The following is a 26,403-nucleotide window of genomic DNA, read 5'->3' on the forward strand; positions in this document are numbered from 1 at the left end:
AAGATGTCTTCAGACTTCTTCCCGAGCGTCATGTCTTGTAGGGTAAGATTGTGTGAGAAATTACAGGAATAGGACTATAAAAATGGCATATGAAGTGAGTATGCTCTATCATCTTCATATGCCATCTTGATTTTTAGGGACATTTACTGAATATCCCTAAAATAAAATCTGTGAAATCTATATCATCCGCTAAGAAATTAAAAAATCCGTGTCAATCCGTACAATCTGTGGTGACCCCTATATAATTTGCATTAATTCTTTATCTTCTTCTTATACTGTTCGAACCTTGCAGTAATGTCCCTTACGAAGTTATAAGTCTCTATACCACGGAAATAACCGTTCTTGCAAACCGGGTCTGTGAAGTATTCCTCATTACTTTTCAAGAGGATGAAGTTCTCCACATTATCCCGCCATACATATTTATTCTTTCCGTACTTCTCTGCCAATGCCATGGCGTCAAGTACATGCCCGATGCCGGAATTGTACGATGCCAGCACGAAATTAATCTGTTCTTCTTTGGGGATTGCCGAAAAACTCCTGGTAGTAATGGCAATGTACTTTGTGGCGGCTTTGATACTCTCTTCCGGGTTTTGCTCTTTTCCCGGCGGCATTCCCATTGCACGGGCTGTGGCAGGCATCAACTGCATCAAGCCCTTTGCACCCGCCCACGAAACGGCAGTGGTGTCGAAGTTGGATTCCGTATAAGCCAGGGATGCCAGTAAACGCCAGTCCCAATTGATATCAGATGCATATTTCTTGAAAAGGTGGTCGAAATGCGATATTTTTCCTTCCCGCAGAGACAGAATCGGAGAGTGGGGAACAGCCTTGCTGATTTCGAAATATCGTTTCATACTTGCCGTGTAAGCAGGAGAAGTCATATTATTCTCGTGCCATTTGTTGGCAGCCTCTGCCAGTTGCGGACAGTCTTTGCGCACAGCCCACGAAGCCCGTTGGTCGAAACTGATAGAAAGCCCGATATTCAAGTTGGGATAGTATGTGGTATTGAGCCGGGCAACATCATTATCCGCTACGGTATAAGCTATCTTACCCTGCGACACTTGCGTGATAAGGTCTTCTATCGTGATACTGTCGTTACTTACCTTATGGATACGGATGCCGCCGCCCAGTTCCTTGTCCAGGTTGACAAGCCGTTCATAATACTTACCGGGTTTCACATATACATCCTTTCCGATAAGTTCCGTTACATCTTTCAGTGGCTTGGCACGTCCGCCGGTACGCTGTACGATAACTTGATGCGTAATCACTTCTTCGCCGCAATAAGTCAGGCTGTCTTTCCATTCCTTGGTTATAGGTAGGTTATAGGCTATGAGGTCGCCTTCGCCGGCAAGGAGCTTTTCAATGAGGTCGTGTACACTCTTGGCAACTTTTATCTTCAACTTTACACCGAGACTTTGGGCAAACTGTTCACTCAGCTCATATTGAAACCCCATATCCTGGCCGCGATAGATAAAATAGGACGTAGAACTGTATAAAGTCAGCACTACCAACTCTCCGCTGTCTTTTATCTGTTGCAAATCGCTGATTTCCTCTTTCTCATGTGCCGTACTGCGGTTGCCGCGGCATCCCATGATACAGCAGAGCAAAAGTATTGCAACGGATAATTGCCAATTGAAAATGGACGGTTTGTGCTTGGCAGGGGAGGGATTGTCAGTCATATACGCACGATTAAGTTATTCGGATTATTTCCAACTCTCGGTTCCGGTTTTTATAAATGCCTCTTGATATACATCGTCAGGATGTCGATTGCCACCTGGTTATTTCCGCCTTCCGGTACGATAAGGTCGGCATAGCGCTTGCACGGTTCAATGAATTGCAGGTGCATAGGTTTCAGGATGCGGGTATAACGCTCCATGACAGCTTCCGCCGTGCGTCCCCGTTCTATGACATCGCGTTGGATGACACGGATGAGACGTTCATCGGGGTCTGCATCCACAAAGATTTTAAGGTCCATCATGCTGCGCAGTTTCTTGTCGCACAAGGCAAGAATACCTTCGATGATGATAACCTCCCGGGGTTCGATATGAACGGTTTCGGGCTGGCGGGTACATGTCAGGTACGAATAGGTGGGCTGTTCGATGCTTTTGCCTTCGCGCAGCATGGATACATGCTTGGACAACAGTCCCCAGTCGAAAGCATCCGGGTGGTCAAAATTGATGTTCTGCCGCTCTTCTACGGGCACATGGCTACTGTCTTTGTAGTAAGAATCCTGAGGTAACAGCACCACTTCACCCGCCGGCAGGCTTTCGACAATTTTACGTACGACGGTGGTCTTTCCCGACCCGGTTCCGCCTGCAATTCCTATTATTAACATCCGTTTAAGTGTATATTTGAAACAAAACGAGTATTTTTGCGGTTCTAAAAGCAACCGTTTCGGTTGACAAATATAGATATAAATCATTTAAATAACAAAGTTATGGTAAAGCATATTGTATTGTTTAAGCTGAAAGACGAAGCGCCTGCTGACGAAAAGTTAGCTGCAATGAATAATTTCAAGGAGGCTATCGAAGCCCTTCCTGCCAAAATACCCGTTATCCGTAAGATTGAAGTCGGATTGAATATCAACCCCTCCGAAACCTGGAGCATTGCCCTTTACAGCGAATTCGATACGCTGGACGATGTCAAGTCCTATGCTACGCACCCAGACCATGTAGCCGCCGGCAAACTCATTGCCGGAGTTAAGGAAAGCCGCGCCTGCGTGGACTATGAAGTATAAATAAAAAAACGAAACAAGAAACAATGAAGAAAAGTATATTCTCCATTCTCCTGTTGCTATTCACCGTGGCGGTACAGGCACAGATACAAGAGCCGGTCAAGTTCAAGTCCGAACTGAAAACTTTGCAGACAGGCGAAGTCGAGGTGGTATTTACCGGGACTATCGATAAAGGCTGGCATGTGTATTCTACCGATTTGGGAGACGGAGGCCCTATTTCCGCAACGTTCAATATCGAAGAAATGTCGGGTGCGGAGCTTATAGGTAAGCTGCAACCCGTAGGAAAGGAAATCGCCGCATTCGATAAGTTGTTCGAAATGAAAGTGCGCTATTTTGCGGATGCCGTACAGTTTGTACAGAAATTGAAGTTGACCGGCGGGGCATATAAGATAGAAGGTTACTTGGAGTATGGAGCTTGTAATGATGAAAACTGTTTACCTCCTACCCAAGTGCCGTTTAAGTTTTCGGGCAAAGCGGAAGGCGTAACAACTAAAGAAACGACTGCTGCCGCCCCCTCCGTTCAGCAGGAAACGGCTTCTGGAGCTACCCCCCAGGCGGATGCGGCCATTATCGGCGGAGCGGAAGGAGTCACTGGAATAACTGTTTCTGATAATGCGGCAGTAGACCTTTGGAAACCGGTAATCAAAGAGCTGAAAGCGTTGGGCGAACCCGTTTCCCAGGAAGATATGTCCTGGATTTATATCTTCGTGACCGGATTTATCGGCGGATTGCTGGCATTGTTCACACCTTGCGTATGGCCTATTATCCCGATGACTGTCAGCTTCTTCCTGAAACGCAGCAAAGACAAGAAAAAAGGCATTCGGGATGCCTGGACGTACGGTGCATCTATCGTAGTGATATATGTCGGTTTGGGATTGTTGGTAACCGGGATTTTCGGCGCCAATGCCCTGAATTCATTATCCACGAATGCCGTTTTCAACATCTTCTTCTGTTTGATGCTGGTCGTTTTTGCCGCTTCCTTCTTCGGCGCTTTTGAAATTACGCTTCCTTCCAAATGGAGCAATGCGGTAGACTCTAAAGCGGAAAAGACCGGCGGTTTGCTTAGTATATTCTTAATGGCATTCACCTTGTCACTGGTATCGTTCTCATGTACGGGTCCCATTATAGGTTTCCTGCTGGTGCAAGTCTCCACTACCGGTAATATGATAGCTCCGGCTATCGGAATGTCGGGATTTGCCATTGCCTTGGCATTGCCGTTCACTCTGTTTGCCTTGTTCCCGTCCTGGCTGAAGTCGATGCCCAAGTCCGGCGGCTGGATGAATGTTATCAAGGTGACACTCGGCTTTCTGGAATTGGCGTTCGCCTTGAAATTCCTTTCCGTAGCCGATTTAGCCTACGGTTGGCGTATCCTCGACCGTGAAACCTTCCTTGCCTTGTGGATTGTATTGTTTGCCTTGCTCGGTTTCTATCTGTTGGGCAAAATCAAGTTTCCGCATGACGATGACGACACGAAAGTCAGTGTACCCCGCTTCTTTATGGCGCTGGCTTCCCTGGCATTTGCCGTATATATGCTTCCCGGCCTGTGGGGAGCGCCGTTGAAGGCGGTCAGCGCTTTTGCACCGCCTATGCAGACACAGGATTTCAATCTTTATAATAATGAGGTACATGCCAAGTTCGACGACTATGACCTCGGCATGGAATACGCCCGTCAACACGGCAAACCGGTTATGCTGGACTTTACCGGCTACGGTTGTGTAAACTGCCGCAAAATGGAGCTTGCCGTATGGACTAATCCGAAGGTGAGCGATATTATCAATAACGACTATGTACTGATTACACTCTATGTAGACAACAAAACTCCGCTCCCTTCTCCGGTGAAGATAATGGAGAATGGTACGGAGCGTACATTACGTACGGTGGGCGACAAATGGAGCTACTTGCAGCGCGTTAAGTTCGGCGCTAATGCACAACCTTTCTATGTATTGATTAACAATGAAGGAGAGCCGCTCAACAAGTCGTATTCGTACGATGAAAGTATTCCCAAATACATTGAGTTCTTGCAGACAGGGCTGGAAAATTACAAAAAAGAGAAACAATAAGATTAAATCGGAAAAAGGATGCTGTGTAAGCGTCCTTTTTTCATAGCTCATTTTTTATTTATGAAACACATTATCGACATCGACACTTGGGAACGCCGCGACAATTACGGCTTCTTCCGTACATTTTTAAATTCCTGGTATTCGGTAACAACCGAAATAGACTGTACGGAGGCAAGTGCTGCCGCGAAGAAAGCGAAGCATTCGTTCTTCCTTTATTACCTGTACGCAGTTCTCCGCTCGGCCAATGAGGTGAACGAGCTGCGCTACCGTATAGACAAGGACGGACAAGTCGTTTTTCACGACCGGGTAGACATCATTTCGCCGATTGCAGTTCCGGGCAGAACTTTTTATACAGTCCGTATTCCATATCACGAGGATTTCAAGCGTTTCTACGCCGAAGCGCATACTTTGATAACGGATATCCCCGAGGACGGAGACCCTTACGGGGCAGAGAAAACATTGATGCAGCAAGGAGATTACGATGTGGTACATTTAAGTGCAGTGCCCAAGATGTATTTCACATCGACTACCTATACCGTTGCCGAAGCCGGTAACGGTTGCAGCCACCCGTTGATGACGGCGGGTAAAGTCGTGTCCCGTGGAGAACGCCTGGTCTTTCCGCTTTCCATATATGTGAACCATGCCTTTGTAGACGGTTCGCACCTGGCTTCCTTTTTTGAGAAAATAGAGAAATACCTGAAAGAAATCTCACGCGGGTAAATTACCGGATAAGCATATCGCGCAAAAAGAATCCGGAACGTTGCACGTTAATACGGAGTTATAAAATTATGGTTATTCTAATAGCAGGAGGTACGCATACCGGGAAAACCCTCTTGGCGCAAAAGTTATTGGAGAAGTACCGGTATCCTTATTTGTCGATAGACCATTTGAAAATGGGGCTCATCAGGAGCGGACAGTGCAAATTATCTGCCGAAAGCAATGATGCGGAGCTTACAAATTACCTGTGGCCTATTGTCAGGGAAATGATAAAAACCTGCATCGAGAACTCCCAACATATAATTGTCGAAGGGTGCTATATCCCTTTCGGCTGGGAAAAAGACTTTACGGATGAATACATGCGACAGATAAAATACATCTGCCTTATATTCAGCCAGGAGTATATAAAGCACAATTTCCGGGATATCCTGAAGTACGAGAATGTCATAGAGCAAAGGCTGCCGGCAGATACGGCCTTCGAGGAAATGAGCGAAGCCAACCGGTATAATCTGGAACAATGTATATCGAGAAAGTACAATTATGTCTTGATAGACAAGAGCTACCGGATAAATGTAGACGATATATAAGCCTCCGGCGGCGGAAGTTCTTGAATACTCCGTGTGCGGCGTCGAAAAAGCGGCCTGATATGATGTCCGTTCGGGGAATTATCGTATTTTTGTAAAAAAGTTATTTGGAACATCGTTTCATGTGAGCTGCTGAAAGCCGTACGGTTATCGAATCGCTCCCTCTGTTTATCGAATACCTTGATAAAAGCTTGCTCTTCGATTGAGTATATCAAACTGTTAAAATCCAAAATAAACGACTATGAAACGCTTGTTTTTACTGTCAGTCCTTTGTCTTCTGGTACTCGGAACGAGTGCTCAGACTGCTAAAGAAGAAATTTTTGCAGATATTCACCGTTCTGCTGCCAATTACTATGCTTATCCGGCCGTTACCGCCGAACTGACAGCTCCGCCTGCCGGTTACAAACCTTTCTACTTGAGCCATTACGCCCGTCACGGTTCCCGTTTCCTCATCAGTCCCGATGATTACGAGAAGCCGCTGGAAGTAATGCGCGAAGCCGACCGTAACGGAGTGCTTACCGAGCTCGGCAAGAAAACACTCTGTGTACTGGACAGTATATCGCGTATGGCGAAAGGCAGATATGGCGAGCTTACCCCTTTGGGCGCACGCCAACACAGAGGCATTGCCGCAAGGATGTACAGGAATTTTCCCGAAATCTTCAAGGGACAGATTGAAATCGATGCACGCTCCACGGTCGTTATACGCTGTATTCTGTCCATGATGGCCGAATGTATGCAACTGCAGGCATTGAACCCGAAACTACAGTTCAAGAACGATGCCAGCTACCATGATATGTATTATATGAATTTCAGCGGCGAGCCGCGCATCAGGGAGATACGTAAATTGCCGGAAGTGGAAGCGGCGAAGAAGGCTATCAGGGAAGAACACCTACATCCCGAACGCCTGATGAAAACTTTATTCACCGATGCTGACTATCTGAAGTGGAAAGTAAATGCAGGCGAACTGATGATTTCTCTGTTCAACGTGGCAAGCAATATGCAGAGCCATGATACCGATATGGAGCTTTATTCCCTTTTCACGAAAGAGGAGTGTTACGATTTGTGGCAACTGAGCAACAAAGGGTGGTATATCTCCCATGGCCCGTCTCCGTTGACCAAGGGGGAGATGCCTTCCATAGAGGCCAATCTATTGGAAAATATCCTGAATACGGCAGATACTTGCATAGTGAAAAAAGACAGTTACGCCACTTTGCGTTTCGGTCACGAGTCTTGCCTTCTCCCTTTGGCCTGCTTGCTGGAACTGGACGATTGCGGATACCGGACTGCCGACCTTAGCAAGCTCGATGCCACATGGCGCAATTACAAGATTTTCCCTATGGCCTGTAACATACAGTTTGTGTTCTACCGTAAAAAAGGAAGCGACGATATTTTGGTAAAGGTTCTGCTTAACGAGCACGAAGCCCGCCTACCCGTCAAAAGCGATGCCGCTCCTTACTACCATTGGAAAGATGTAGAGCTTTATTACAGGAATAAGCTTGCGGCTTTGAGGAAATAGCCGGGTAACTAACTGCAAAAAACAATCTCCGGCCAAAGAAATATGATATTATAGAATTATTCCAGAATTAATCTTTAGCTTTGCGCAAACGAAATGCTAAATGATATATTCTGAGATAATTATGGTAAAGACGACTTCCGGTATATGGAGAATCTGTAGTTTGTTGGTAGCGTTGGCATGTGCCGTGCCCGTTTCCCTGTATGCACAGGAGAGGGACTTCACTACATGGGCGAGTGCCGGTTTTAAATATAAAGTAAAACCGACGTTCACCCTATCCGGTAATTTAGAGTGGCGTACCAAGGACAATCTTGATAAAACTGACCGCTGGGGGCTGGATGTAGGCGGTACATACGCAGTATGCCCTTTTTTGAAAGTAGGTGCAGGATACGAGGTACATTACCGTAACCGCGGGGGCGCCGGTTGGAAATTCCGTCACCGCTACCGTTTTGACGGAACACTTTCTACACGTGTACAAAGGCTGAAAGTCTCGCTTCGCGAACGCTTCCAGCACACCCTTGAACGTAGCGACGATGAACTTTACTGGCGTTCGCGCATCAAGCTGGCCTATGATATTCCCCAGTGCAAGATAGAACCGTATGCCTCTGTCGAAATGTATAACGGGCTGAATCGCGGAGAACGGTTTGATGTACAACGCATGCGTTATCGTGGTGGGGTGACCTTACCCCTTTCTTCCGATTGGGAAGCCGATATCTTCTATTGCCGGCAATGGGAGAGCAAGGCACGGAAAGATATAGTCGGAGTGGCTTGTACCTATACTTTCTGATTACAACCGGACTGTCATCGTTTTTCCTTCCGACATTCTTTTATTTCGGATAGGAATTGCCCCTATACGTATTTGCAGCGTACCGAAACCGTTGTTCAGCGAAAAGTTATTCCGGCAGTAGTCGTACATCCCTGTATGGGAATTCAGTATAATGAAGAACAGAATCTTGTTTTTTCCTTTTTTATTTCCCGGAATTTACATACGTTTGTAACATTGTAACGATACCTTTGTGTCCGAAAATAAATATATAACATGTACGCAGCAGATATTTCCATTGATGAACGCGCCCTTGTCCTTCAACTGATTGAAGGAGATGAAGATGCTTTTTGTGAACTCTATGCTGCTTATAAGAATCGCCTGATATATTTTGCAATGCGTTTTTTGAAATCGCGTGAATATGCGGAAGATATCTTTCAGGATGCTTTTACGATTGTTTGGCAAAGTCGCCGTTTCATTAATCCGGATGCATCGTTCTCCGCTTATCTATATACGATTATGCGTAATCGCATATTGAATCAATTACGCGATTTAGCCAATCGGGATAAACTCAGAGAACAAATTTTTTCACAGGCAGTAAATTATACCAATGAGACGAAAGATGAAATTCTTGTCAATGATTTGCGGCAATTTATTTCCCGTGCATTACAGCAGTTGACGCCCCGCCAACGCGAAATTTTCGAAATGAGCAGAGAACGACAGATGTCACACCGTGAAATAGCTGAAGCGTTAGGTATCTCTGTTAATACGGTACAGGAGTCTATTTCCATATCTTTAAGGACACTACGTACTTGCTTGGAGAAGAATTCGGTAATTGGCGCCGAGCTTGTCCTGTTTCTTATTTGTCTGAATTTATAAAAACTTACAATAGAAGTTAACTTCTTCTTTGATAATAAATTAACTACATAACAGTAATGATGTTAACTGATTGATGTTCGATAAGTTAACTTCCTAAAAATATTATATTAACTTCCTATATATGTCTTTTAGTGGATTTTATCTCTTAAAAAATATTAATCACACCCCAGTCCCTTTTTTCTTATGTGTATACTCTATATAAAAGGCATAATTTTGATAGTCCTTATGTCTTAAATCATGAATTATGGAACATAATGAAAATAGCAAATCTCTGTTTCGCCGTTATCTGGACAATTTATATACAACGGAAGATGCCCGTAAGCTGATGAGCGAGTTCCGGAATCCGGAACATGATGCCGATATGTTTCAAGATTTGGCGGCCGATGTGTGGGAAGAATCTTCTTTGCAACAACCGCAGACCGACCTTGAGCGGGAACAATACAAAAGGGAAGCACGATTATTGCTAAAACATATTGAGCATAAAAAGCATATGTGGATGCGCCGCGTTGCATTGGTGGCAGCAAGCGTAGCTGCGGTAGTCTGTCTTGTTGTAGGTAGTATCAGTTATCTGAATTATATAAACGAACAACAAGTTACTTATTGGGAGGCTTCTACTTCTTATGGTGAGCGTAAACAAATACTACTGCCGGACGGTACGCAACTTACTTTGAATTCTTGTTCTCGCATTCGTTATCCGAATCATTTTGCAGGTAAAGAACGCAAGGTGGAATTGGAAGGCGAGGGGTATTTTCGCGTGTATCATAATGAGGAGCACCCTTTTATCGTAAACACTCACCGTTTTGATGTGCGTGTATTGGGTACTTGCTTCAATGTCAAATCTTACTCCTCTGACGAGCTTGTTTCGGTAGACGTGGAAAGTGGTAAAGTCCAAGTAGACTTACCCGAAGCAATGATGCGTCTGAAGGCTAAAGAACAAATTCTTATAAATACCGTTTCGGGGGAGTACAACAAGAGGCGTGAAGAACGTGGGGTAGCTGTTTGGCGAAAAGGAGGATTGCGGTTTAATAGTACCCCGATACGTGATGTAGCTAAAGAATTGGAACGTATGTATAACTGCCGTATTACTTTTGCCGAAGGGCAGGAATTTGATAATCTTATATCGGGAGAACATGATAATAAAAGCTTGGAGGCTGTGTTACAGTCTATTGAGTATACAAGCGGTATTCATTATAGAAAAAAAGGAAGCCACATTCTATTATATAAATAGTGAAAATATATTAATTGCACTCCTGTTGCTGGAAGTGAGTGTGTATTGTATATAAGTCCTGTGAATATTAACCTTTAATTCTAAAAAAGACAGAAATGAAAACATCGACTTAATCTATTTTTCAAGAAAAAATAGGAGCCGTCTCTCAGAGAAGCCCCTATTCCGTAATCCGGACAAATATTCATTCGTTTCGACCCGTGTGAATAACGTATCGCGTATTACAAACCATTGTTTTAAATAATTTATTCAATTACTAAAACGCACAAATTTATGAATATTCTTTTTAATCTTAAAAGGAAAAGTAAAAATACCTATAAGTTTTTAGCTTTTTTACTTTTCGTATGCTTTTCATTTACACCCCATTATGTCCTGGCACAAAATCGGAACAACATTACGTTGAATGTCCAAAATGAGACGGTAGAAAATGTTTTTAATCGATTAAGCCTACAAACCGGGTTGAAGTTTTTCTATGACCAGACAATCGTGAATAGCGCACCCCGCGTGTCTTTAAATGTTAATAATGCTTCTTTGCAATCTGTTTTAGACGAGATTTCTTTGCAAACAAAATTATATTTCAATAGGGAAAATAATACGATTTCTGTGGGTAAACAGAAAAATATGGATGAGGAAAAGCAAGTCAAGGTTACAACGATTACGGGTAGGGTTGTCGACCAGGCAGGAGAACCGGTAATTGGTGCCAGTGTAGTATTGAAAGGTACTACCAATGGCATTATTACCGATGTTAATGGGAACTATACTTTGTCTGATGTTCCGGAAGACGGAATAATATCTTTTTCGTATATTGGTTATAAAACGGTGGAATTTAAGGCGAATAATGAAAATTTGGCAACGATTACTTTGAAAGAAGATAATGAACTTTTGGATGAGGTTGTAGTTGTTGGTTATGGCACTGTAAAGAAACGTGACCTGACTGGTTCTGTGGCTTCCTTGAATGCTGAAACCATATCTGCCGTACCGGCTACTACGGCTGTAGAGGCTTTGCAAGGACGTGCTTCAGGAGTAGTGGTATCTACGTCGAATTGGTCACCGGGTTCATCGCCTTCTATCTTGATTCGCGGAAAGCGTTCCATTAATGCCAGCAATGATCCGTTGTTCGTAATAGACGGTATTCCGGTGACAGGAGGGATGGGCGAGATTAGCCCGGCGGAAATTGAATCCATGGAAGTACTTAAAGATGCTTCGGCAACGGCTATTTACGGTTCGCGTGGTGCTAACGGTGTTATTTTGATTACTACCAAGCAAGGTAAAGAGGGAAGAACACACGTTGACTATAATGGGTATGTGGGAATACAGACCATACAGAACAAACTGGAAATGATGAACGGTGCTGAATATGCAGAATATACGCGCGAAGCATATAGAAATAGTACAGGTTCCAATAAATACTTGTCCGATGTTCCCAATAAAGAGTTGGATATGCTGCTACCTATGTTTAAGCAGGATGCCTATGTACTCGAATCTGTGATGATGGCATACGACGAGAATGGAAATTATAATCCGTCCAAGATTCGTTCATTCGATTGGTTCGACCAAGTTACCCGTACCGGTATTGTTACAGACCATCAGGTGAATGTAAGAGGTGGTGGGGCAAAAACAAACTTCATGGCCTCAGCCACTTACAATAAAAACAATGGTATTATGAAAGATCAGAATTATGAACGGTTCTCCATTCGTTTCAATCTTAACCACAAAATAAATGAATATATAAAGATAGGAGGGCAGACGCAATATTCTCATTCTGTACAAAATCGTGGAAGCGGTATGGAAGAAGATATATACTTGTATCGTATCACTCCGCTTGGGAAATTTCAGAATGAGGACGGAACTTATCCCGGATTGGTAGGTGGTGACTCACAAATGTATAATCCATTGATGAATATGGTAGACGGAGCTGTAGATCGTCCGCTGAAAAACAGCCGATTTTTGGGTAGTTACTTTGCAGATATAAAACTCCCGGTAAAAGGTCTTGCTTTTCGTTCCAATCTGGGTATAGACTCTCGAACGGAACAGGATTATGAATATTTTGCTTCCGCTACTACCGAACGTCAATTAGGAAACTCTTTTACTTCTAACTCCGTAATTAAATATACGATGTTGACGTGGGAAAACTACTTTTCATACAGTCGTGATTTCAATAAAAAGCATTCATTAGGCGTGACCTTGCTGCAATCCATTCAACAGGATTTGCAGGAAGACCTTAGCGGGAAAGTACAAAAATTGCCTTCTGACATTCTAAAGTATTATGATTTGGCTTCCGGATTGATGATTGATGGGGTGGAGAGTGGCTATATAAAATGGAATATGGCTTCTTTTATGGGACGCATCAATTACGGCTATATGGGACGTTATCTGTTAACGTTGTCTGCCCGTTATGACGGTTCTTCCAGGCTTGCCGAGGGGCATAAATGGGTACTTTTTCCTTCTGCTGCATTGGCTTGGCGTATCAGTGATGAACCGTTTATGAAAAAAATTCTTTGGTTGGATAACCTAAAATTGCGTGTCGGTTACGGAAAGACAGGTAATTCTGCGGTCAGCCCGTATCAGACTAAGGGACAACTGGCTTTGCGGCATTATGTATTTAATAATGGAAGTTCGGAATATATAGGCTATACTCCTTCCGTCATGGCAAACAATCAGCTTACCTGGGAGACTACTGACCAATGGAATGTAGGTGTCGATTTCGGTTTCCTGAAAAACCGTATTAACGGTACGATTGAGTTATATCTTCAGAATACGAAGGATTTGCTGCTCGAACGCCAGTTACCTGTGGTTTCGGGTTTTTCCAGTGTGATGTCTAATGTAGGCTCTACCAGAAATAAAGGTATTGAGATTACGTTGAATACCCGTAATATAATGAACAGGAATTTTACTTGGAGTACGGATTTGACTTTTTCCGCCAATAAAGAGGAAATCGTAGAATTGTATAATGGAAAGATTGACGATGTGGGCAATCTTTGGTTTATTGGTCAACCTATTGATGTCTATTATAATTATAAGAAGATAGGTATTTGGCAAAATACGGAAAATGATTTGGCTGAAATGGCTAAGTTCAACGGGAATGGAGCTAACTTTAAGCCTGGGTCTATCCGGCTGGAGGATGTGAATGGAGACTATAAGATTACGGAAGAAGATAAGCAAATACTGGGAAGCATGCGCCCTAAGTTTGTAGCGAGTATGGTTAATAGTTTTGAGTTCAAGGGGGTTGATTTGTCTGTGTTTCTGTATGCCAGTGTGGGCGGGTTATTGAGAAACGAGATTGAGTTTATGGAAAAACCGGGACGAGGTAATACAGTGAAAGTGGACTACTGGACTCCTACCAATCCTACCAACGCTTTTCCAAGGCCGAGTGTGGATGTGGAAAAACTGGATTATATTTCTACATTGGGGTATGACAAGGCAGATTTCCTCAGAATACGGAATATTACTTTGGGTTATACATTACCCGAAATGTGGAGTAAGAAAATGCTGATGGATAAAATCCGTATTTACTTGAGTGTGAATAATCCGGCGATATTTACCAACTTTACAGGTATAGACCCGGAAGGTGCTAACGGGCGTACAACACCGAGTTACAGCACTTGGATGTTCGGTATTAATTTGTCAATGTAAAAAAAGAAAATATTATGAAAGCGATAAAAATTTTTATGGTAATAGCCTTGTCGTCTGCTTTGGTAGGGTGCTCGGACTGGCTGAGTGAAGATGGAGCCCCGAAGTTGACTTATGATTATTACGAAACGAAGGAGGGAGTGGATGCAGCCGTCATATCTGCTTACAGCTATCTGCGTTGGGGATGTGGCGGTGAACGCTTTGATGTCTTGACGGAGATGGGTACGGATTTATTCATCGCCGGAAGTGATGGTAACTATAAAGCGTCGTTCAATATGTATGGAACGCAGTTGAATCCGGATTTGGATATATTGGACGAGATGTGGGAGAATCATTATAAAGGTATCGGTACAGCTAATATCGGTATGGAACGTATCTTGGGTTCTGGACTGAGTGAAAACGACAAGAAACAAAGTTATGCCGAAATGCAGTTTATTCGTGCATTTCTGTATTTTGATTTGGTGCAACAGTTCGGACGCATTCCGTTAGTGACGAAGGGCAGCTTGGAGGTGAGAACCGATTTTAAGAGAGCTTCTGTTGAAGATGTTTATAAACAGATTATTACGGATTTACGGGAGTGTATTGCTAACTTATCTCCTACTACTAAAGAAAAGGGACGCGCCACCTCTTATGCAGCGGCTCATCTGCTGGCAAAGGTCTATCTCACCCGGGGCAGTGCGGTTGCTGATAAGCGGGGACAGAAATCTACTGACATGGATAGCGCTTTGTATTATTCGGAAAAGGTTATTAAGGAAGGTAAAGATTATCAGCTGCTTGAGGACTTTGCGGATTTATGGGATATCAATAATATGGGGAATTCGGAGGTGATTTTTGCTATTCAATTTACTAACAATTCTATCTTTAATGATAGTGGCAATACTTTTCATTTATATTGGTTGCCAGTATATGACGATGAACCGGGTATGCAGCGTGACATCAATTACGGACGTCCATACAAGCGGTTCCGTCCAAGCGAAAAAACATTGTTTGGTTTATTCGACCGTAAGAATGACTCTCGTTTTTATAAGAGTTTTCGTTGGGCATTTCTTTCTAATAACGAGGAAACAATTCCTGTTTGGAAGAAGTTGGAAGAGGATGGAAGTGTATATTTCACACCCGATCCTGCCAAAGGACAAGTGGAAGGGAAAGAAAAGTTTGCCTTAGGTGATACAGCCATTTATTATACTGTCGAAAAAACAGGCTTTAAAGCGCAAAGTTTGGAAATGAAGAAACTACGTGCCGGTAAAAAATATGCTTATTATCCGTATGAAGTGCAGGATTTGAAACATTATCCTAATCTGATAAAGCATATGGCACCTAACCGTCCGTCGGTTGCCGAGAAGGCGTCCTCTCGCGAATGGGTACGGATGCGTTTGGGAGAAACTTACCTGATTGCTGCCGAGGCTGCGGGGAGAAAAGGTGATTATAATTTGGCTGCCACTTATGTGAATAAGGTGCGTGAACGTGCTGCATGGCATGAGGGGGAAGTGAAGGCGCCACAATTTTATACCATTGAGGGAGGAGTAAATGATACACATAGTACATTCGATGCGATTAAGGTCACTGAAGCTCAACTGCGCAATACGGATTTTGTGGAATTTATGCTGGACGAACGGGGACGGGAACTGCTTGGTGAAACTTGTCGTTGGGAAGATTTGGTACGTACCGAGAAGTTTTATGAGTGGGTAAAAACATTTAACCCGGATGCCACTGGCTTGAAAGAATTCCATAAGTTACGCCCGATACCTCAGACGCATATTGACAGATTGAATCCTGCTGGTGTGATTACTGAGGAGCAAAACGAGGGATACTATTAGTACTTTGCATTAAAGCATAGTTGGGATGTGGTAAGAATCTCTTGTGTACGTAATATGAAAAGAGTAGATTTCTTACTACATTCAGTGCGATAGATACGAATAATATAAAAATAAGAATACATCTGAGTTATGAAAAAAAGAAGAAATTATATCTTACTGTTTTTGTTGCTCTGCCAAGTAGTTATACGGGCGCAGGGAACAGATAAAGTGGAAGTTATTCGTGAAAAATTGTTTAACCCTAATAATAAGGATGTGCTGGTCGTTTCTCATCGAGGGGACTGGAGAAATGCCTGTGAAAATTCTGTTGAGGCAGTGAAGAATGCCATCCGGATGGGAGTGGATATTGTTGAAATAGATTTAGGACGAACAAAAGATGGCGAGCTGATAGTAATGCACGATGACAAGGTAGATCGTACAACTACTGGAAAAGGGTATGTTAAGGACTTGACACTGGCGGAAATTAAGCGATTACGGTTGCGGAACGGGTGTAATATCAAGACTATCTATAAAGTCCCTACTCTGGAAGAAGTGCTGTTGGAAGCCAAAGGAAAGGTGATGCTGAACTTGGATAAGGCCTTTGACTATTTTCATCAGGTCTATGAATTATTGGAGAAGACTGGAACTACTAATTTGGTGATAATGAAAAGCGATGCGTCGGCCGAAGATGTACAACGCGATTACGGAAAATATCTGGATAAAGTAATCTTTATGCCAAAAGTTAATTTGGATGATGAAGATGCTATCTGTAAGTTAAATGATTATCTTCGGATATTGAAACCGGTAGCTATCGAATTTAAATTCGCTCATGATACGAATCCGTTACCCTACGAGGTGAAAAGGATAATGGCTGGGAAATCACATATTTGGTATAATACTCTGTGGGATACACATGCTGGTGGACATGATGACGATTGCTCATTGGTGAATCCGGATAAAGGGTATGGTTATCTAATAGAAAATTTAGGTGCAACGATTTTGCAAACAGACCGTCCGGCGTACCTGATTGATTATTTGAAGTATAAGTCGAAAGTTATGGATTGCGAACGCGATTGGACATATTTACAATCGGAAAATGAATTTCAGGCTCCTTCCGTTCCTTATTTTAAGGTTGAGGAATGTTTTCTGAAAGGTAAGAAGAGCTCACAGACCAATGAGGATGGCATGATTGTCACTCCTTATTTTGCTGCGGTGATTGACGGGGCTACGGCTAAATCTACTTTCACTTATGAAGGTAAGAAAACAGGTAGGTTGGCTATGGAACTTGTTTTGGAAGCTATACGTGATTTTCCGAAAGATATTGACGCTGCTGACGCCATTCGCCGGATAACAAAAAAAATATACGATTTTTATGTGCAACATAATCTGCTTGATGAATTGAAGGCTGAGCCGGGTAAACGTTTTACGGCTAATGGGGTGATTTACAGCTATGCCAGAAATGAAGTCTGGCAGGTAGGCGATTGTCAGTGCATCATTGATAATTTATATTCGTCTAATGAGAAAGAGGTCGATGCTATTATGGCGAATGTTCGTGCAGTAGTAAACGAAGCTGCTTTGTTGGGTGGGGCTACAATGAAAGATTTGGAGTCTCGTGACCCGGGGCGGGAATTTATTTATCCTTTTCTGCAAAAACAAGCATTTTTGCAGAATTGCCCGGTACAAGGACAACAGTTCTCTTTTTCTGTGTTTGACGGATTTACTGTACAGATGGAGCAAGTGAATATTTTTCCGGTGGGTGATGCGAAAGAAGTGATATTGGCTTCTGACGGTTATCCTCATTTATATTCTACTTTACATGAGTCGGAATGTTACTTAGCAGATATTTTGGAAAAAGATCCTTTATGTATCCGGCTGTATAAGAGTACTAAAGGAATACAAAAAGGAAATTATTCATTTGATGATCGTGCTTATCTGAAAATACAAATAGATAGATGAATTCTCATAAATGAAAGAGACTGGTTGGGAACATTGTTTTTATACTTCTTCTATTCTGCTATAATAAAGAATTCGTATCTTTGTGAGAGGAAATAAAAGGAATATTGTATGAAGAAGATTATCAACCCATGGAAAAGCATGGAAGGCTATAACTGCTTCGGCTGTTCCCCCGACAATGAGGCGGGCGTAAGAATGGAATTTTATGAAGACGGCGATGAGGTAGTGAGCATCTGGAAGCCCCGTCCGGAGTATCAGGGGTGGTTGAACACATTGCATGGCGGCATTCAGTCCGTGTTGTTGGACGAGATTTGCGGCTGGGTGGTATTCCGTAAATTGCAGACCGGCGGAGTGACATCTAAAATGGAAACCCGTTTCCGCAAGTCCATATCTACCGACGATACACATGTGGTGTTGCGTGCCTCGCTGCGCGAGCAGAAGCGTAATATCGCCGTTATAGAGGCAAGGCTGTATAACAGTATGGGCGAACTCTGCACGGAGGCTACCTGTACCTATTTTACCTTTCCCCGCGAGAAAGCCGAAAAAGAGATGTGCTTTCACCATTGCGATGTAGAACCGGATGAAATATTACCGCTGATTTGATGAAAATGAAAGAAAAAATGAACTTTTTGTGATAAATCTTTGGCTGTTTAAAACAAATCGTTTACATTTGTCGCATTGAAAATAAAAAAGAGCATGAAGAATACCGTTGCACATTATCATCATTATCATCCTGACGAATAACTCGGTGGGCGTATGAGTGTATGTGTATAACGAAGGACATATAAAGAACGAGGCTTACCGAACAGCGGTAGACCTCGTTTTTCGTTTTCCGCCGTCCGGAGCGCCAAAACGGACAACATGCCGTAAGTTGAAATAGTGAATAATAAATCGTTAAATAGAAAATCGAATCATGTTAAGAATTGCAGTGCAAGCTAAAGGCCGTCTTTTCGACGAGACGATGTCGTTCCTTGAAGAATCGGATATTAAACTGAGTGCAACGAAACGTACGTTGCTGGTGCAGTCCTCCAACTTTCCCCTGGAAGTGCTATTCTTGCGGGACGACGATATTCCGCAGACAGTGGCTACAGGAGTTGCCGACTTGGGTATCGTAGGCGAGAACGAGTTCATGGAGAAGGACGAAGATGCCGGGATTATAAAACGCTTGGGATTCAGTAAATGCCGCCTGTCGCTGGCATTGCCGAAAGATGTCGAATATCCTGGAGTACAGTGGTTTGAGGGAAAGAAGATTGCCACGTCGTATCCGGGTATCCTTTCCCGCTATCTCAAAGAGCAGGGAGTGAAGGCGGAGATACATGTGATTACCGGTTCGGTAGAGGTTTCGCCGGGCATTGGTCTTGCCGACGCCATTTTCGATATCGTGAGTTCCGGCTCTACGTTGGTGAGTAACCGCCTGAAAGAGGTGGAAGTGGTGATGAAGTCCGAAGCGCTGCTGATTGGCAACAAGAATATGAGCGAGGACAAGAAGGAGATACTGAAAGAACTGCTGTTCCGTATGGATGCGGTAAAGACTGCGGAAGACAAAAAATATGTGCTGATGAATGCTCCGAAAGACAAGCTCGACGAGATAGTAGCCGTGCTTCCGGGCATGAAAAGCCCCACGGTGATGCCGTTGGCGCAAGAGGGCTGGTGCTCTGTGCATACGGTGTTGGATGAAAAATGCTTTTGGGAGATTATCGGCAAACTGAAGGCGCTGGGGGCGGAAGGTATTCTGGTGCTGCCGATTGAGAAAATGATAATTTAAAGTCGTTAAACTTATGAATATAATCATCAACCCTGATAAATCCCAATGGACGGAATTATTGAAACGTCCGGTAATGAATACGGAGAACCTTTTCGATACGGTACGGGCTATTATAGACCGTGTAAAGGCGGAAGGCGACCGTGCCGTATTGGAATATGAAGAAAAGTTCGATAAGGCTGTGCTGGCTGCACTGGCTGTAACGAAGGCGGAGCAGGAAGAGGCGGAAACGCTGGTGAGCGAAGAACTGAAAAAAGCCATTCGCCTGGCAAAGCAGAATATCGAGACATTCCACGCGGCACAACGTTTCGAAGGCAGGCGGGTAGAAACCCAGCCAGGAGTAACCTGTTGGCAGAAAGCGGTCGCCATAGAAAAAGTAGGACTGTATATTCCCGGCGGAACGGCTCCGCTCTTTTCCACGGTGCTGATGCTCGCTGTTCCGGCAAAGATTGCGGGATGCCGTGAAATAGTGCTGTGTACCCCTCCGGGCAAAGACGGCAAGGTGCATCCCGCCGTACTGTTTGCAGCTAAGGTGGCGGGAGTAAGCCGTATTTTTAAGGCCGGCGGCGTACAGGCCATTGCAGCAATGGCATATGGCACGGAAAGCATACCGAAAGTCTACAAGATATTCGGCCCGGGCAATCAATACGTAACGGCTGCCAAGCAATTGGTAAGCCTGCGCGATGTAGCTATTGACATGCCTGCCGGTCCCTCGGAAGTGGAAGTGCTGGCGGACGGAACGGCCAATCCCGCTTTTGTGGCTGCCGACCTGCTGAGCCAGGCAGAGCATGGCGTAGACAGCCAGGCTATGCTGGTTACCACCTCTCCCGAACTGCTGCAAGCGGTGAAAAAGGAAGTGGAGCGCCAGTTGGCTCTGTTACCCCGCAAGGAGATTGCGGAAAAATCCCTTGCCAACAGCAAGCTGATTGCAGTACGCGATATGGAGGAAGCTATCGAACTAACGAATTCCTATGCACCGGAGCATCTCATCATCGAGACGGAGGATTATATGTCCGTTGCAGGGCGGATAGTCAATGCCGGTTCGGTATTCCTGGGTTCCCTGACGCCGGAAAGCGCCGGAGACTATGCGTCCGGTACTAACCACACCTTGCCTACCAACGGCTATGCCAAGGCATATAGCGGTGTGAGCCTCGACAGCTTCATACGCAAGATAACTTTCCAGGAGATTACCCCCGAAGGAATACTCGCCATTGGGTCTGCTATCGAGGAAATGGCTGCCAACGAGCATCTGGATGCGCATAAAAATGCAGTAACTGTCAGGCTGGGAAAGTTGAAAGCCGGGCATTAAAAACTATAATTAAGTAATAAATGTAAGTATAAGGCAATTGAACACAAGCACTTGCATCATACATCATAAGTTATAATTCATACATCATAAATCAAAAATACCCTTTCTCTTATGAGAACCTTAGAAGAACTTACCCGGCCGAATATCTGGCGCCTTAAGCCTTATTCTTCGGCACGCGACGAATATAACGGCGCTGCCGCATCCGTTTTCCTCGATGCGAACGAAAATCCGTACAACATGCCTCACAACCGCTATCCAGACCCGATGCAGCGAGAGTTGAAGAAAGAGCTGTCGAAGATAAAGAAAGTCCCCTCCGAGCATATCTTTCTGGGAAATGGCAGCGACGAGGCGATAGACCTTGTGTTCCGCGCTTTCTGCGAGCCGCGTGTAGACAATGTGGTGGCGATAGACCCCACATACGGCATGTACCAGGTATGTGCGGAAGTAAACGATGTGGAGTACCGCAAAGTATTGCTGGATGAAGATTTCCAGTTCTCGGCAGACAGGCTGCTGGCAGCTGCCGACGGACATACGAAGCTGATATTCCTCTGTTCGCCCAACAATCCGACTGGAAACGATTTGCTCCGCAGTGAGATTGAGAAACTTGTCCGCAGCTTCGACGGGCTGGTAGTGCTGGACGAGGCTTATAACGACTTTTCAGAAGCGCCCTCTTTCCTGGAAGAACTGGACGGATATCCCAACCTGATTGTCCTCCAAACCTTCTCCAAGGCATGGGGATGTGCCGCCATACGCTTAGGTATGGCATTTGCTTCGCAAGAGATTATCTCGATTCTCAACAAAATAAAATACCCGTATAACGTAAACCGGCTGACGCAGAAGCAGGCGATAGAGATGCTGCACCGCTATTATGAAATAGAGCGTTGGGTGAAAACCCTGAAAGAGGAGCGCAACAACCTGGAAAAAGAGTTTGCGGAGCTGCCTTGCACGGTAAAGATATTCCCTTCCGACGCCAACTTCTTTTTAGCCCGCGTAACGGATGCCGTGAAGATTTATAATTACTTGGTAGGCGAGGGTATCATCGTGCGCAACCGCAACTCCGTATCGCTCTGCGGAAACTGCCTGCGGGTAACGGTAGGTACGAGGGCGGAGAATGAAAAACTGGTTGAGGCGTTGGGGAGGTATAAGGGATGAATCCTTTTATAAATAGTATAATATGAAGAAGGTACTTTTTATAGACCGTGACGGGACATTGGTGATTGAGCCGCCCGTAGATTACCAGTTGGACTCGTTGGAGAAACTGGAATTTTATCCGAAAGTGATGCGCAACCTCGGCTTCGTGCGTAGCAAGCTGGATTTCGAGTTTGTTATGGTTACCAATCAGGACGGGCTGGGCACGGCATCCTTTCCGGAGGAAACCTTTTGGCCGGCGCATAACCTGATGATGAAAACACTGGAAGGCGAGGGCATAACGTTCGATGACATCTGCATAGACCGTAGCATGCCGGCAGACAATGCACCTACCCGCAAGCCACGTACAGGCATGCTGACGAAGTACCTCGGCAATCCCGAATACGACCTGGCTAACAGCTATGTGATAGGCGACCGCCCCACGGATGTGGAGCTGGCAAAGAATCTGGGCTGCCGTGCCATTCTGTTGCAGGAAGATACGGAGATGCTGAAACCGCAGTCCGCCGGCGGGCAAGCCGCCTGCGAAGGCTTGGAGGAAGTCTGTGCATTGGCTACGAAAGACTGGGATAAAGTGGCAGAATTCCTTTTTGCCGGCGAGCGGAAAGCCGAGGTGCGCCGTACCACGAAAGAAACTGATATCCATGTAGCCGTAAACCTGGACGGGCACGGTAGTTGCGACATCCGTACCGGGCTCGGCTTCTTCGACCACATGCTGGAGCAGATAGGAAAGCACGGCGGTATGGACTTGACAATCCATGTAAAAGGCGACTTGGAGGTAGACGAGCACCATACAATCGAAGATACAGCCCTTGCCCTGGGCGACTGCCTTTACCGGGCGCTGGGCAGTAAGCGGGGCATAGAGCGCTACGGGTATGCGCTGCCTATGGACGACTGCCTGTGCCAGGTCTGCCTCGACTTCGGCGGACGCCCCTGGCTGGTGTGGGACGCCGAATTCAGGCGCGAGAAGATAGGAGAGATGCCTACGGAAATGTTCCTTCACTTCTTCAAGTCGCTGAGTGATGCAGCCAAGATGAACCTCAATATCAAGGCGGAAGGACAGAACGAGCATCATAAGATAGAAGGCATCTTCAAAGCCTTGGCAAGAGCCTTGAAAATGGCGGTAAAGCGGGATATCTACCATTATGAGCTGCCGAGCTCGAAAGGAGTGCTGTAAGCAAGAAAGCCGTTCAAGACGTATTTGCGCGTGCCAGCATATTACCGACCGTCCGCAAACGAACAGGGGGAGTGTCCGATTTCGGACACTCCCCCTTGCGTAAGCCCCTCCTGCTTGCTTGGCACACTCTTTGCTTTTCTATCAGCGATAAATTTAAAGACCCCGACATGAAAAAGAATATTTTACTCGTAGCTTGTTTTTGGATGCCGCTGGCTGCTTCGGCACAAAACGACACCGTGGTACACGAACGCAACATCACGCTGGCAGAAGCCATTGCACTGGCGCGTACCCAGTCGGTAGATGCGGCGGTGGCCTTGAACGAGCTGAAAACAGCCTATTGGGAATACCGTACTTTCCGTGCCGACCTGCTGCCCGAAGTAAACTTTACGGGCACACTGCCCAACTACAATAAATCGTACAGCACCTACCAGAACTCGGACGGCTCGTACAGCTTCGTCCGCAACAATACGCTGGGGCTGTCCGGCGAGCTGTCTATCGACCAGAACATCTGGTTTACGGGCGGCAAGCTGTCGCTGGCATCCTCCCTCGATTACCTCAGGCAGTTAGGCTCCGGCGGCAGCAAGCAGTTCATGTCCGTGCCCGTGAGCCTCGAACTGACACAGCCCATATTCGGCGTAAACAGCCTGAAGTGGAACCGCCGTATCGAGCCGGTACGCTATGCGGAGGCAAAGGCATCCTTTATATCGGCTACGGAGGAGGTGACGATGAAAACCATTACCTACTTTTTCGAACTGCTGCTGGCAAAAGAAGCACTCGGCACGGCACAGCAGAACAAGGCGAACTCAGACCGCCTTTACGAAGTAGCCATTGCCAAGCGTAAAATGGGGCAGATTTCGGAAAATGACCTGCTGCAACTCAAACTGAACTCCCTGCAAGGCAAGGCAGATGTAACGGAGGCCGAAAGCAACCTGAACGCCAAGATGTTCCAGCTCCGTTCTTTTCTCGGCGTATCGGAAAAAGAGGGACTCAATCCGGTAGTGCCCGCCGCCGTTCCGGGCATCAAAATGGACTATGACCGCGTGCTGAACAAGGCGTTGGAGCGCAACTCGTTTGCCCAGAACATACGCCGTCGCCAGTTGGAGGCAGATTACGAAGTAGCCACGGCACGCGGCAACCTGCGTAGCATCGACCTGTTTGCCAGCGTGGGATATACCGGGCAGAACCACGAATTCTCCTCTGCCTACCACGACCTGCTGGATAACCAGATAGTGCAGGTAGGCGTAAAGATACCTATCCTCGACTGGGGAAAGCGTCGCGGAAAGGTAAGGGTAGCCAAGAGCAACCGCGAAGTGGTGCTGTCCAAAATCCGCCAGGAACAAATGGACTTCAACCAGGACATCTTCCTGTTGGTAGCTAACTTCAACAACCAGGCGCAACAGTTGGAGATAGCCGAAGAAGCCGACCAGATAGCCGAGAAACGCTACAAAACCAGTGTGGAAACCTTTATGATTGGCAAGATAAGTACCCTCGACCTGAACGACGCCCAGAACTCCAAGGATGATGCCCGCCAGAAGCATATTTCCGAGCTCTACTATTATTGGTACTACTTCTATCAGCTCCGCAGCCTGACCCTCTGGGATTTCGAACGGAATACGGAGTTGGAAGCGGACTTTGAGGACATCATCAAAGGATAGCCTTCCCCCAAAGGACGCAGAGCATCACAGAGTTCCTTCCCCCGTACCGCAACCTCGAAAAAAACTCTGTGGAACTCTGCGTCCTCTGTGGTGAAATCGTTATTTTTGTACCCGACAACCAACGAAATACCGAAACACCATGATACTGATAGTCGATGACGATAGCGCCGTGCGCTCTTCACTCAGCTTTATGCTGAAGCGCGCCGGTTATGAGGTAAAAACAGCTCCGGGCCCTCGTGAGGCAATGGATATAGTCCGTGCGGAATCGCCTGCGCTGATATTAATGGATATGAATTTCACGCTTTCCACCACCGGGGAAGAAGGGCTTACCCTGCTGAGGCAGGTAAAGGTTTTCCGCCCCGATGTTCCCGTTATACTGATGACGGCGTGGGGAAGCATACAACTTGCCGTGCAGGGTATGCAGGCAGGCGCTTTCGACTTCATTACCAAGCCGTGGAACAATGCCGCCCTCCTGCAACGTATCGAAACGGCGCTGGAACTGAGCGCCGCTCCGAAGGAAGTGCCGGAGGAGCAGGCGGAAGGGCTGAACCGCAGCCACATCATAGGCAAATCGCAGGGACTAATGGAAGTGCTCAATACCGTGGCGCGCATTGCCCGCACCAACGCCTCCGTGCTCATTACCGGCGAGAGCGGCACGGGCAAGGAGCTGATAGCCGAGGCTATCCACATCAACAGCCAGCGCACGAAGCAGCCGTTTGTGAAAGTAAACCTCGGCGGTATCTCGCAGAGCCTGTTCGAGAGCGAGATGTTCGGCCATAAGAAAGGAGCTTTTACCGATGCGAGCGCCGACCGCATAGGCCGTTTCGAGCTTGCCAACAAAGGCACTATTTTCCTCGACGAGATAGGCGACCTCGACCTCTCCTGCCAGGTGAAGTTGCTGCGCGTGCTTCAAGACCAGACTTTCGAGGTGCTGGGCGACAGCCGTCCGCGCAAGGTCGATGTACGTGTAGTCTCCGCCACCAATGCCGATTTGCGCAAAATGGTTTCCGAGCACACATTCCGCGAAGACCTTTTCTACCGTATCAACCTGATAACCGTAAAGCTGCCCGCCCTGCGCGAGCGCCGCGAGGACATCCCTCTGTTGGCACGCCATTTTGCCGACCGCCAGGCAGCGACAAACGGCCTGCCCCATACCGAGTTTTCGGCGGACGCGTTGAATTTCCTTTCCCGCCTGCCGTATTCGGGCAATATCCGCGAGTTGAAAAACCTGGTGGAACGCACCATTCTCGTCAGCGGCAAGCAGATGTTGGATGCCTCGGACTTCGAGTCGCAATACCAGCGCCACGACGAGCCGGCGCGAGCCGCCGCAGGCACTTCCTTTGCAGGTATGACGCTGGACGAGATAGAACGGCATACTATCCTCCAGGCGCTGGAACAGCACAAAGGCAACCTCAGCCAAGTGGCGCTGGCGCTGGGCATCAGCCGGGCGGCGTTGTACCGGCGGTTGGAAAAATATAAAATAGCGGTTAGTGATTAGCGGTTAAC

20 protein-coding genes are annotated in these 26,403 nt (G+C 46.0%); 18 read left to right on the forward strand and 2 right to left on the reverse strand.

What is annotated here, in order from left to right; translation table 11 throughout:
• Positions 1 to 251: 251 nt before the first annotated feature.
• Positions 252 to 1,589: an MltF family protein gene (locus tag C233_RS0114440; RefSeq protein ID WP_026314871.1), complete on the reverse strand. Its 1,338-nt coding sequence runs from the start codon at positions 1,587 to 1,589 to the stop codon at positions 252 to 254.
• A gap of 137 nt (positions 1,590 to 1,726) precedes the next feature.
• Entirely contained in the window at positions 1,727 to 2,332 is a 606-nt protein-coding gene (gene udk, locus C233_RS0114445) for a uridine kinase (RefSeq protein ID WP_018668287.1), read from the reverse strand.
• Positions 2,333 to 2,434: 102 nt separating this feature from the next.
• Between udk and C233_RS0114450 the strand changes: the two genes are divergently transcribed.
• The 18 genes from C233_RS0114450 to C233_RS0114540 all read left to right on the forward strand — a co-directional run bounded on the left by C233_RS0114450 (position 2,435) and on the right by C233_RS0114540 (position 26,395).
• Entirely contained in the window at positions 2,435 to 2,734 is a 300-nt protein-coding gene (locus C233_RS0114450; RefSeq protein WP_018668288.1) for a Dabb family protein, read from the forward strand.
• Between the two features lie 23 nt (positions 2,735 to 2,757).
• On the forward strand, positions 2,758 to 4,791 hold the full coding sequence (locus C233_RS0114455; RefSeq protein WP_018668289.1) for a protein-disulfide reductase DsbD family protein: 2,034 nt from the start codon (positions 2,758 to 2,760) through the stop codon (positions 4,789 to 4,791).
• A 60-nt stretch (positions 4,792 to 4,851) separates the two neighbouring features.
• Complete coding sequence (locus tag C233_RS0114460) at positions 4,852 to 5,511, forward strand: CatA-like O-acetyltransferase (protein ID WP_025068934.1); 660 nt, start codon at positions 4,852 to 4,854, stop codon at positions 5,509 to 5,511.
• A gap of 68 nt (positions 5,512 to 5,579) precedes the next feature.
• Positions 5,580 to 6,095, forward strand: a complete 516-nt coding sequence (locus C233_RS0114465) for a hypothetical protein (RefSeq protein ID WP_018668291.1) — start codon at positions 5,580 to 5,582, stop codon at positions 6,093 to 6,095.
• Between the two features lie 238 nt (positions 6,096 to 6,333).
• Complete coding sequence (locus C233_RS0114470) at positions 6,334 to 7,608, forward strand: histidine-type phosphatase (protein ID WP_018668292.1); 1,275 nt, start codon at positions 6,334 to 6,336, stop codon at positions 7,606 to 7,608.
• Positions 7,609 to 7,708: 100 nt separating this feature from the next.
• Entirely contained in the window at positions 7,709 to 8,392 is a 684-nt protein-coding gene (locus C233_RS0114475; protein WP_018668293.1) for a DUF2490 domain-containing protein, read from the forward strand.
• 252 nt (positions 8,393 to 8,644) lie between these two features.
• A complete protein-coding gene (locus tag C233_RS0114485; RefSeq protein ID WP_018668295.1) occupies positions 8,645 to 9,247 on the forward strand; it encodes an RNA polymerase sigma-70 factor in 603 nt (200 codons plus the stop codon).
• Positions 9,248 to 9,491: 244 nt separating this feature from the next.
• Positions 9,492 to 10,475 carry a FecR family protein gene (locus C233_RS0114490; RefSeq protein ID WP_018668296.1) on the forward strand — a complete coding sequence of 328 codons (984 nt, stop codon included), beginning with the start codon at positions 9,492 to 9,494 and terminating at the stop codon, positions 10,473 to 10,475.
• 270 nt (positions 10,476 to 10,745) lie between these two features.
• Positions 10,746 to 14,105 carry a TonB-dependent receptor gene (locus C233_RS0114495; RefSeq protein WP_018668297.1) on the forward strand — a complete coding sequence of 1,120 codons (3,360 nt, stop codon included), beginning with the start codon at positions 10,746 to 10,748 and terminating at the stop codon, positions 14,103 to 14,105.
• Between the two features lie 14 nt (positions 14,106 to 14,119).
• Positions 14,120 to 15,919 carry a RagB/SusD family nutrient uptake outer membrane protein gene (locus tag C233_RS0114500; protein ID WP_018668298.1) on the forward strand — a complete coding sequence of 600 codons (1,800 nt, stop codon included), beginning with the start codon at positions 14,120 to 14,122 and terminating at the stop codon, positions 15,917 to 15,919.
• 129 nt (positions 15,920 to 16,048) lie between these two features.
• Positions 16,049 to 17,851: a glycerophosphodiester phosphodiesterase family protein gene (locus C233_RS0114505; RefSeq protein ID WP_018668299.1), complete on the forward strand. Its 1,803-nt coding sequence runs from the start codon at positions 16,049 to 16,051 to the stop codon at positions 17,849 to 17,851.
• A gap of 108 nt (positions 17,852 to 17,959) precedes the next feature.
• A complete protein-coding gene (locus C233_RS0114510) occupies positions 17,960 to 18,451 on the forward strand; it encodes a PaaI family thioesterase (protein WP_018668300.1) in 492 nt (163 codons plus the stop codon).
• Between the two features lie 310 nt (positions 18,452 to 18,761).
• Positions 18,762 to 19,613, forward strand: a complete 852-nt coding sequence (hisG, locus tag C233_RS0114515; protein ID WP_018668301.1) for an ATP phosphoribosyltransferase — start codon at positions 18,762 to 18,764, stop codon at positions 19,611 to 19,613.
• A 13-nt stretch (positions 19,614 to 19,626) separates the two neighbouring features.
• The gene (gene hisD, locus C233_RS0114520; protein WP_018668302.1) at positions 19,627 to 20,919 is read left to right on the forward strand and encodes a histidinol dehydrogenase; all 1,293 of its coding nucleotides are present in this window, start codon (positions 19,627 to 19,629) and stop codon (positions 20,917 to 20,919) included.
• 111 nt (positions 20,920 to 21,030) lie between these two features.
• Positions 21,031 to 22,071 (forward strand): histidinol-phosphate transaminase, encoded by a 1,041-nt coding sequence (gene hisC, locus C233_RS0114525; protein ID WP_018668303.1) that lies wholly within the window; start codon positions 21,031 to 21,033, stop codon positions 22,069 to 22,071.
• 22 nt (positions 22,072 to 22,093) lie between these two features.
• Positions 22,094 to 23,242 (forward strand): bifunctional histidinol-phosphatase/imidazoleglycerol-phosphate dehydratase HisB, encoded by a 1,149-nt coding sequence (hisB, locus tag C233_RS0114530; protein WP_018668304.1) that lies wholly within the window; start codon positions 22,094 to 22,096, stop codon positions 23,240 to 23,242.
• Between the two features lie 167 nt (positions 23,243 to 23,409).
• Complete coding sequence (locus C233_RS0114535) at positions 23,410 to 24,897, forward strand: TolC family protein (RefSeq protein WP_026314872.1); 1,488 nt, start codon at positions 23,410 to 23,412, stop codon at positions 24,895 to 24,897.
• 139 nt (positions 24,898 to 25,036) lie between these two features.
• Positions 25,037 to 26,395 carry a sigma-54-dependent transcriptional regulator gene (locus tag C233_RS0114540; protein ID WP_018668306.1) on the forward strand — a complete coding sequence of 453 codons (1,359 nt, stop codon included), beginning with the start codon at positions 25,037 to 25,039 and terminating at the stop codon, positions 26,393 to 26,395.
• Positions 26,396 to 26,403: the final 8 nt, after the last annotated feature.

This window comes from Bacteroides gallinarum DSM 18171 = JCM 13658, from assembly GCF_000374365.1.
Lineage (GTDB): Bacteria > Bacteroidota > Bacteroidia > Bacteroidales > Bacteroidaceae > Bacteroides > Bacteroides gallinarum.

Coding starts and splice junctions, on each gene's coding strand:
- C233_RS0114440 (WP_026314871.1), bottom strand. CDS start 1,589: ATGGGATGCCGCGGCAACCGCAGTACGGCACATGAGAAAGAGGAAATC.
- udk (WP_018668287.1), bottom strand. CDS start 2,332: ATGTTAATAATAGGAATTGCAGGCGGAACCGGGTCGGGAAAGACCACC.
- C233_RS0114450 (WP_018668288.1), top strand. CDS start 2,435: ATGGTAAAGCATATTGTATTGTTTAAGCTGAAAGACGAAGCGCCTGCT.
- C233_RS0114455 (WP_018668289.1), top strand. CDS start 2,758: ATGAAGAAAAGTATATTCTCCATTCTCCTGTTGCTATTCACCGTGGCG.
- C233_RS0114460 (WP_025068934.1), top strand. CDS start 4,852: ATGAAACACATTATCGACATCGACACTTGGGAACGCCGCGACAATTAC.
- C233_RS0114465 (WP_018668291.1), top strand. CDS start 5,580: ATGGTTATTCTAATAGCAGGAGGTACGCATACCGGGAAAACCCTCTTG.
- C233_RS0114470 (WP_018668292.1), top strand. CDS start 6,334: ATGAAACGCTTGTTTTTACTGTCAGTCCTTTGTCTTCTGGTACTCGGA.
- C233_RS0114475 (WP_018668293.1), top strand. CDS start 7,709: ATGATATATTCTGAGATAATTATGGTAAAGACGACTTCCGGTATATGG.
- C233_RS0114485 (WP_018668295.1), top strand. CDS start 8,645: ATGTACGCAGCAGATATTTCCATTGATGAACGCGCCCTTGTCCTTCAA.
- C233_RS0114490 (WP_018668296.1), top strand. CDS start 9,492: ATGGAACATAATGAAAATAGCAAATCTCTGTTTCGCCGTTATCTGGAC.
- C233_RS0114495 (WP_018668297.1), top strand. CDS start 10,746: ATGAATATTCTTTTTAATCTTAAAAGGAAAAGTAAAAATACCTATAAG.
- C233_RS0114500 (WP_018668298.1), top strand. CDS start 14,120: ATGAAAGCGATAAAAATTTTTATGGTAATAGCCTTGTCGTCTGCTTTG.
- C233_RS0114505 (WP_018668299.1), top strand. CDS start 16,049: ATGAAAAAAAGAAGAAATTATATCTTACTGTTTTTGTTGCTCTGCCAA.
- C233_RS0114510 (WP_018668300.1), top strand. CDS start 17,960: ATGAAGAAGATTATCAACCCATGGAAAAGCATGGAAGGCTATAACTGC.
- hisG (WP_018668301.1), top strand. CDS start 18,762: ATGTTAAGAATTGCAGTGCAAGCTAAAGGCCGTCTTTTCGACGAGACG.
- hisD (WP_018668302.1), top strand. CDS start 19,627: ATGAATATAATCATCAACCCTGATAAATCCCAATGGACGGAATTATTG.
- hisC (WP_018668303.1), top strand. CDS start 21,031: ATGAGAACCTTAGAAGAACTTACCCGGCCGAATATCTGGCGCCTTAAG.
- hisB (WP_018668304.1), top strand. CDS start 22,094: ATGAAGAAGGTACTTTTTATAGACCGTGACGGGACATTGGTGATTGAG.
- C233_RS0114535 (WP_026314872.1), top strand. CDS start 23,410: ATGAAAAAGAATATTTTACTCGTAGCTTGTTTTTGGATGCCGCTGGCT.
- C233_RS0114540 (WP_018668306.1), top strand. CDS start 25,037: ATGATACTGATAGTCGATGACGATAGCGCCGTGCGCTCTTCACTCAGC.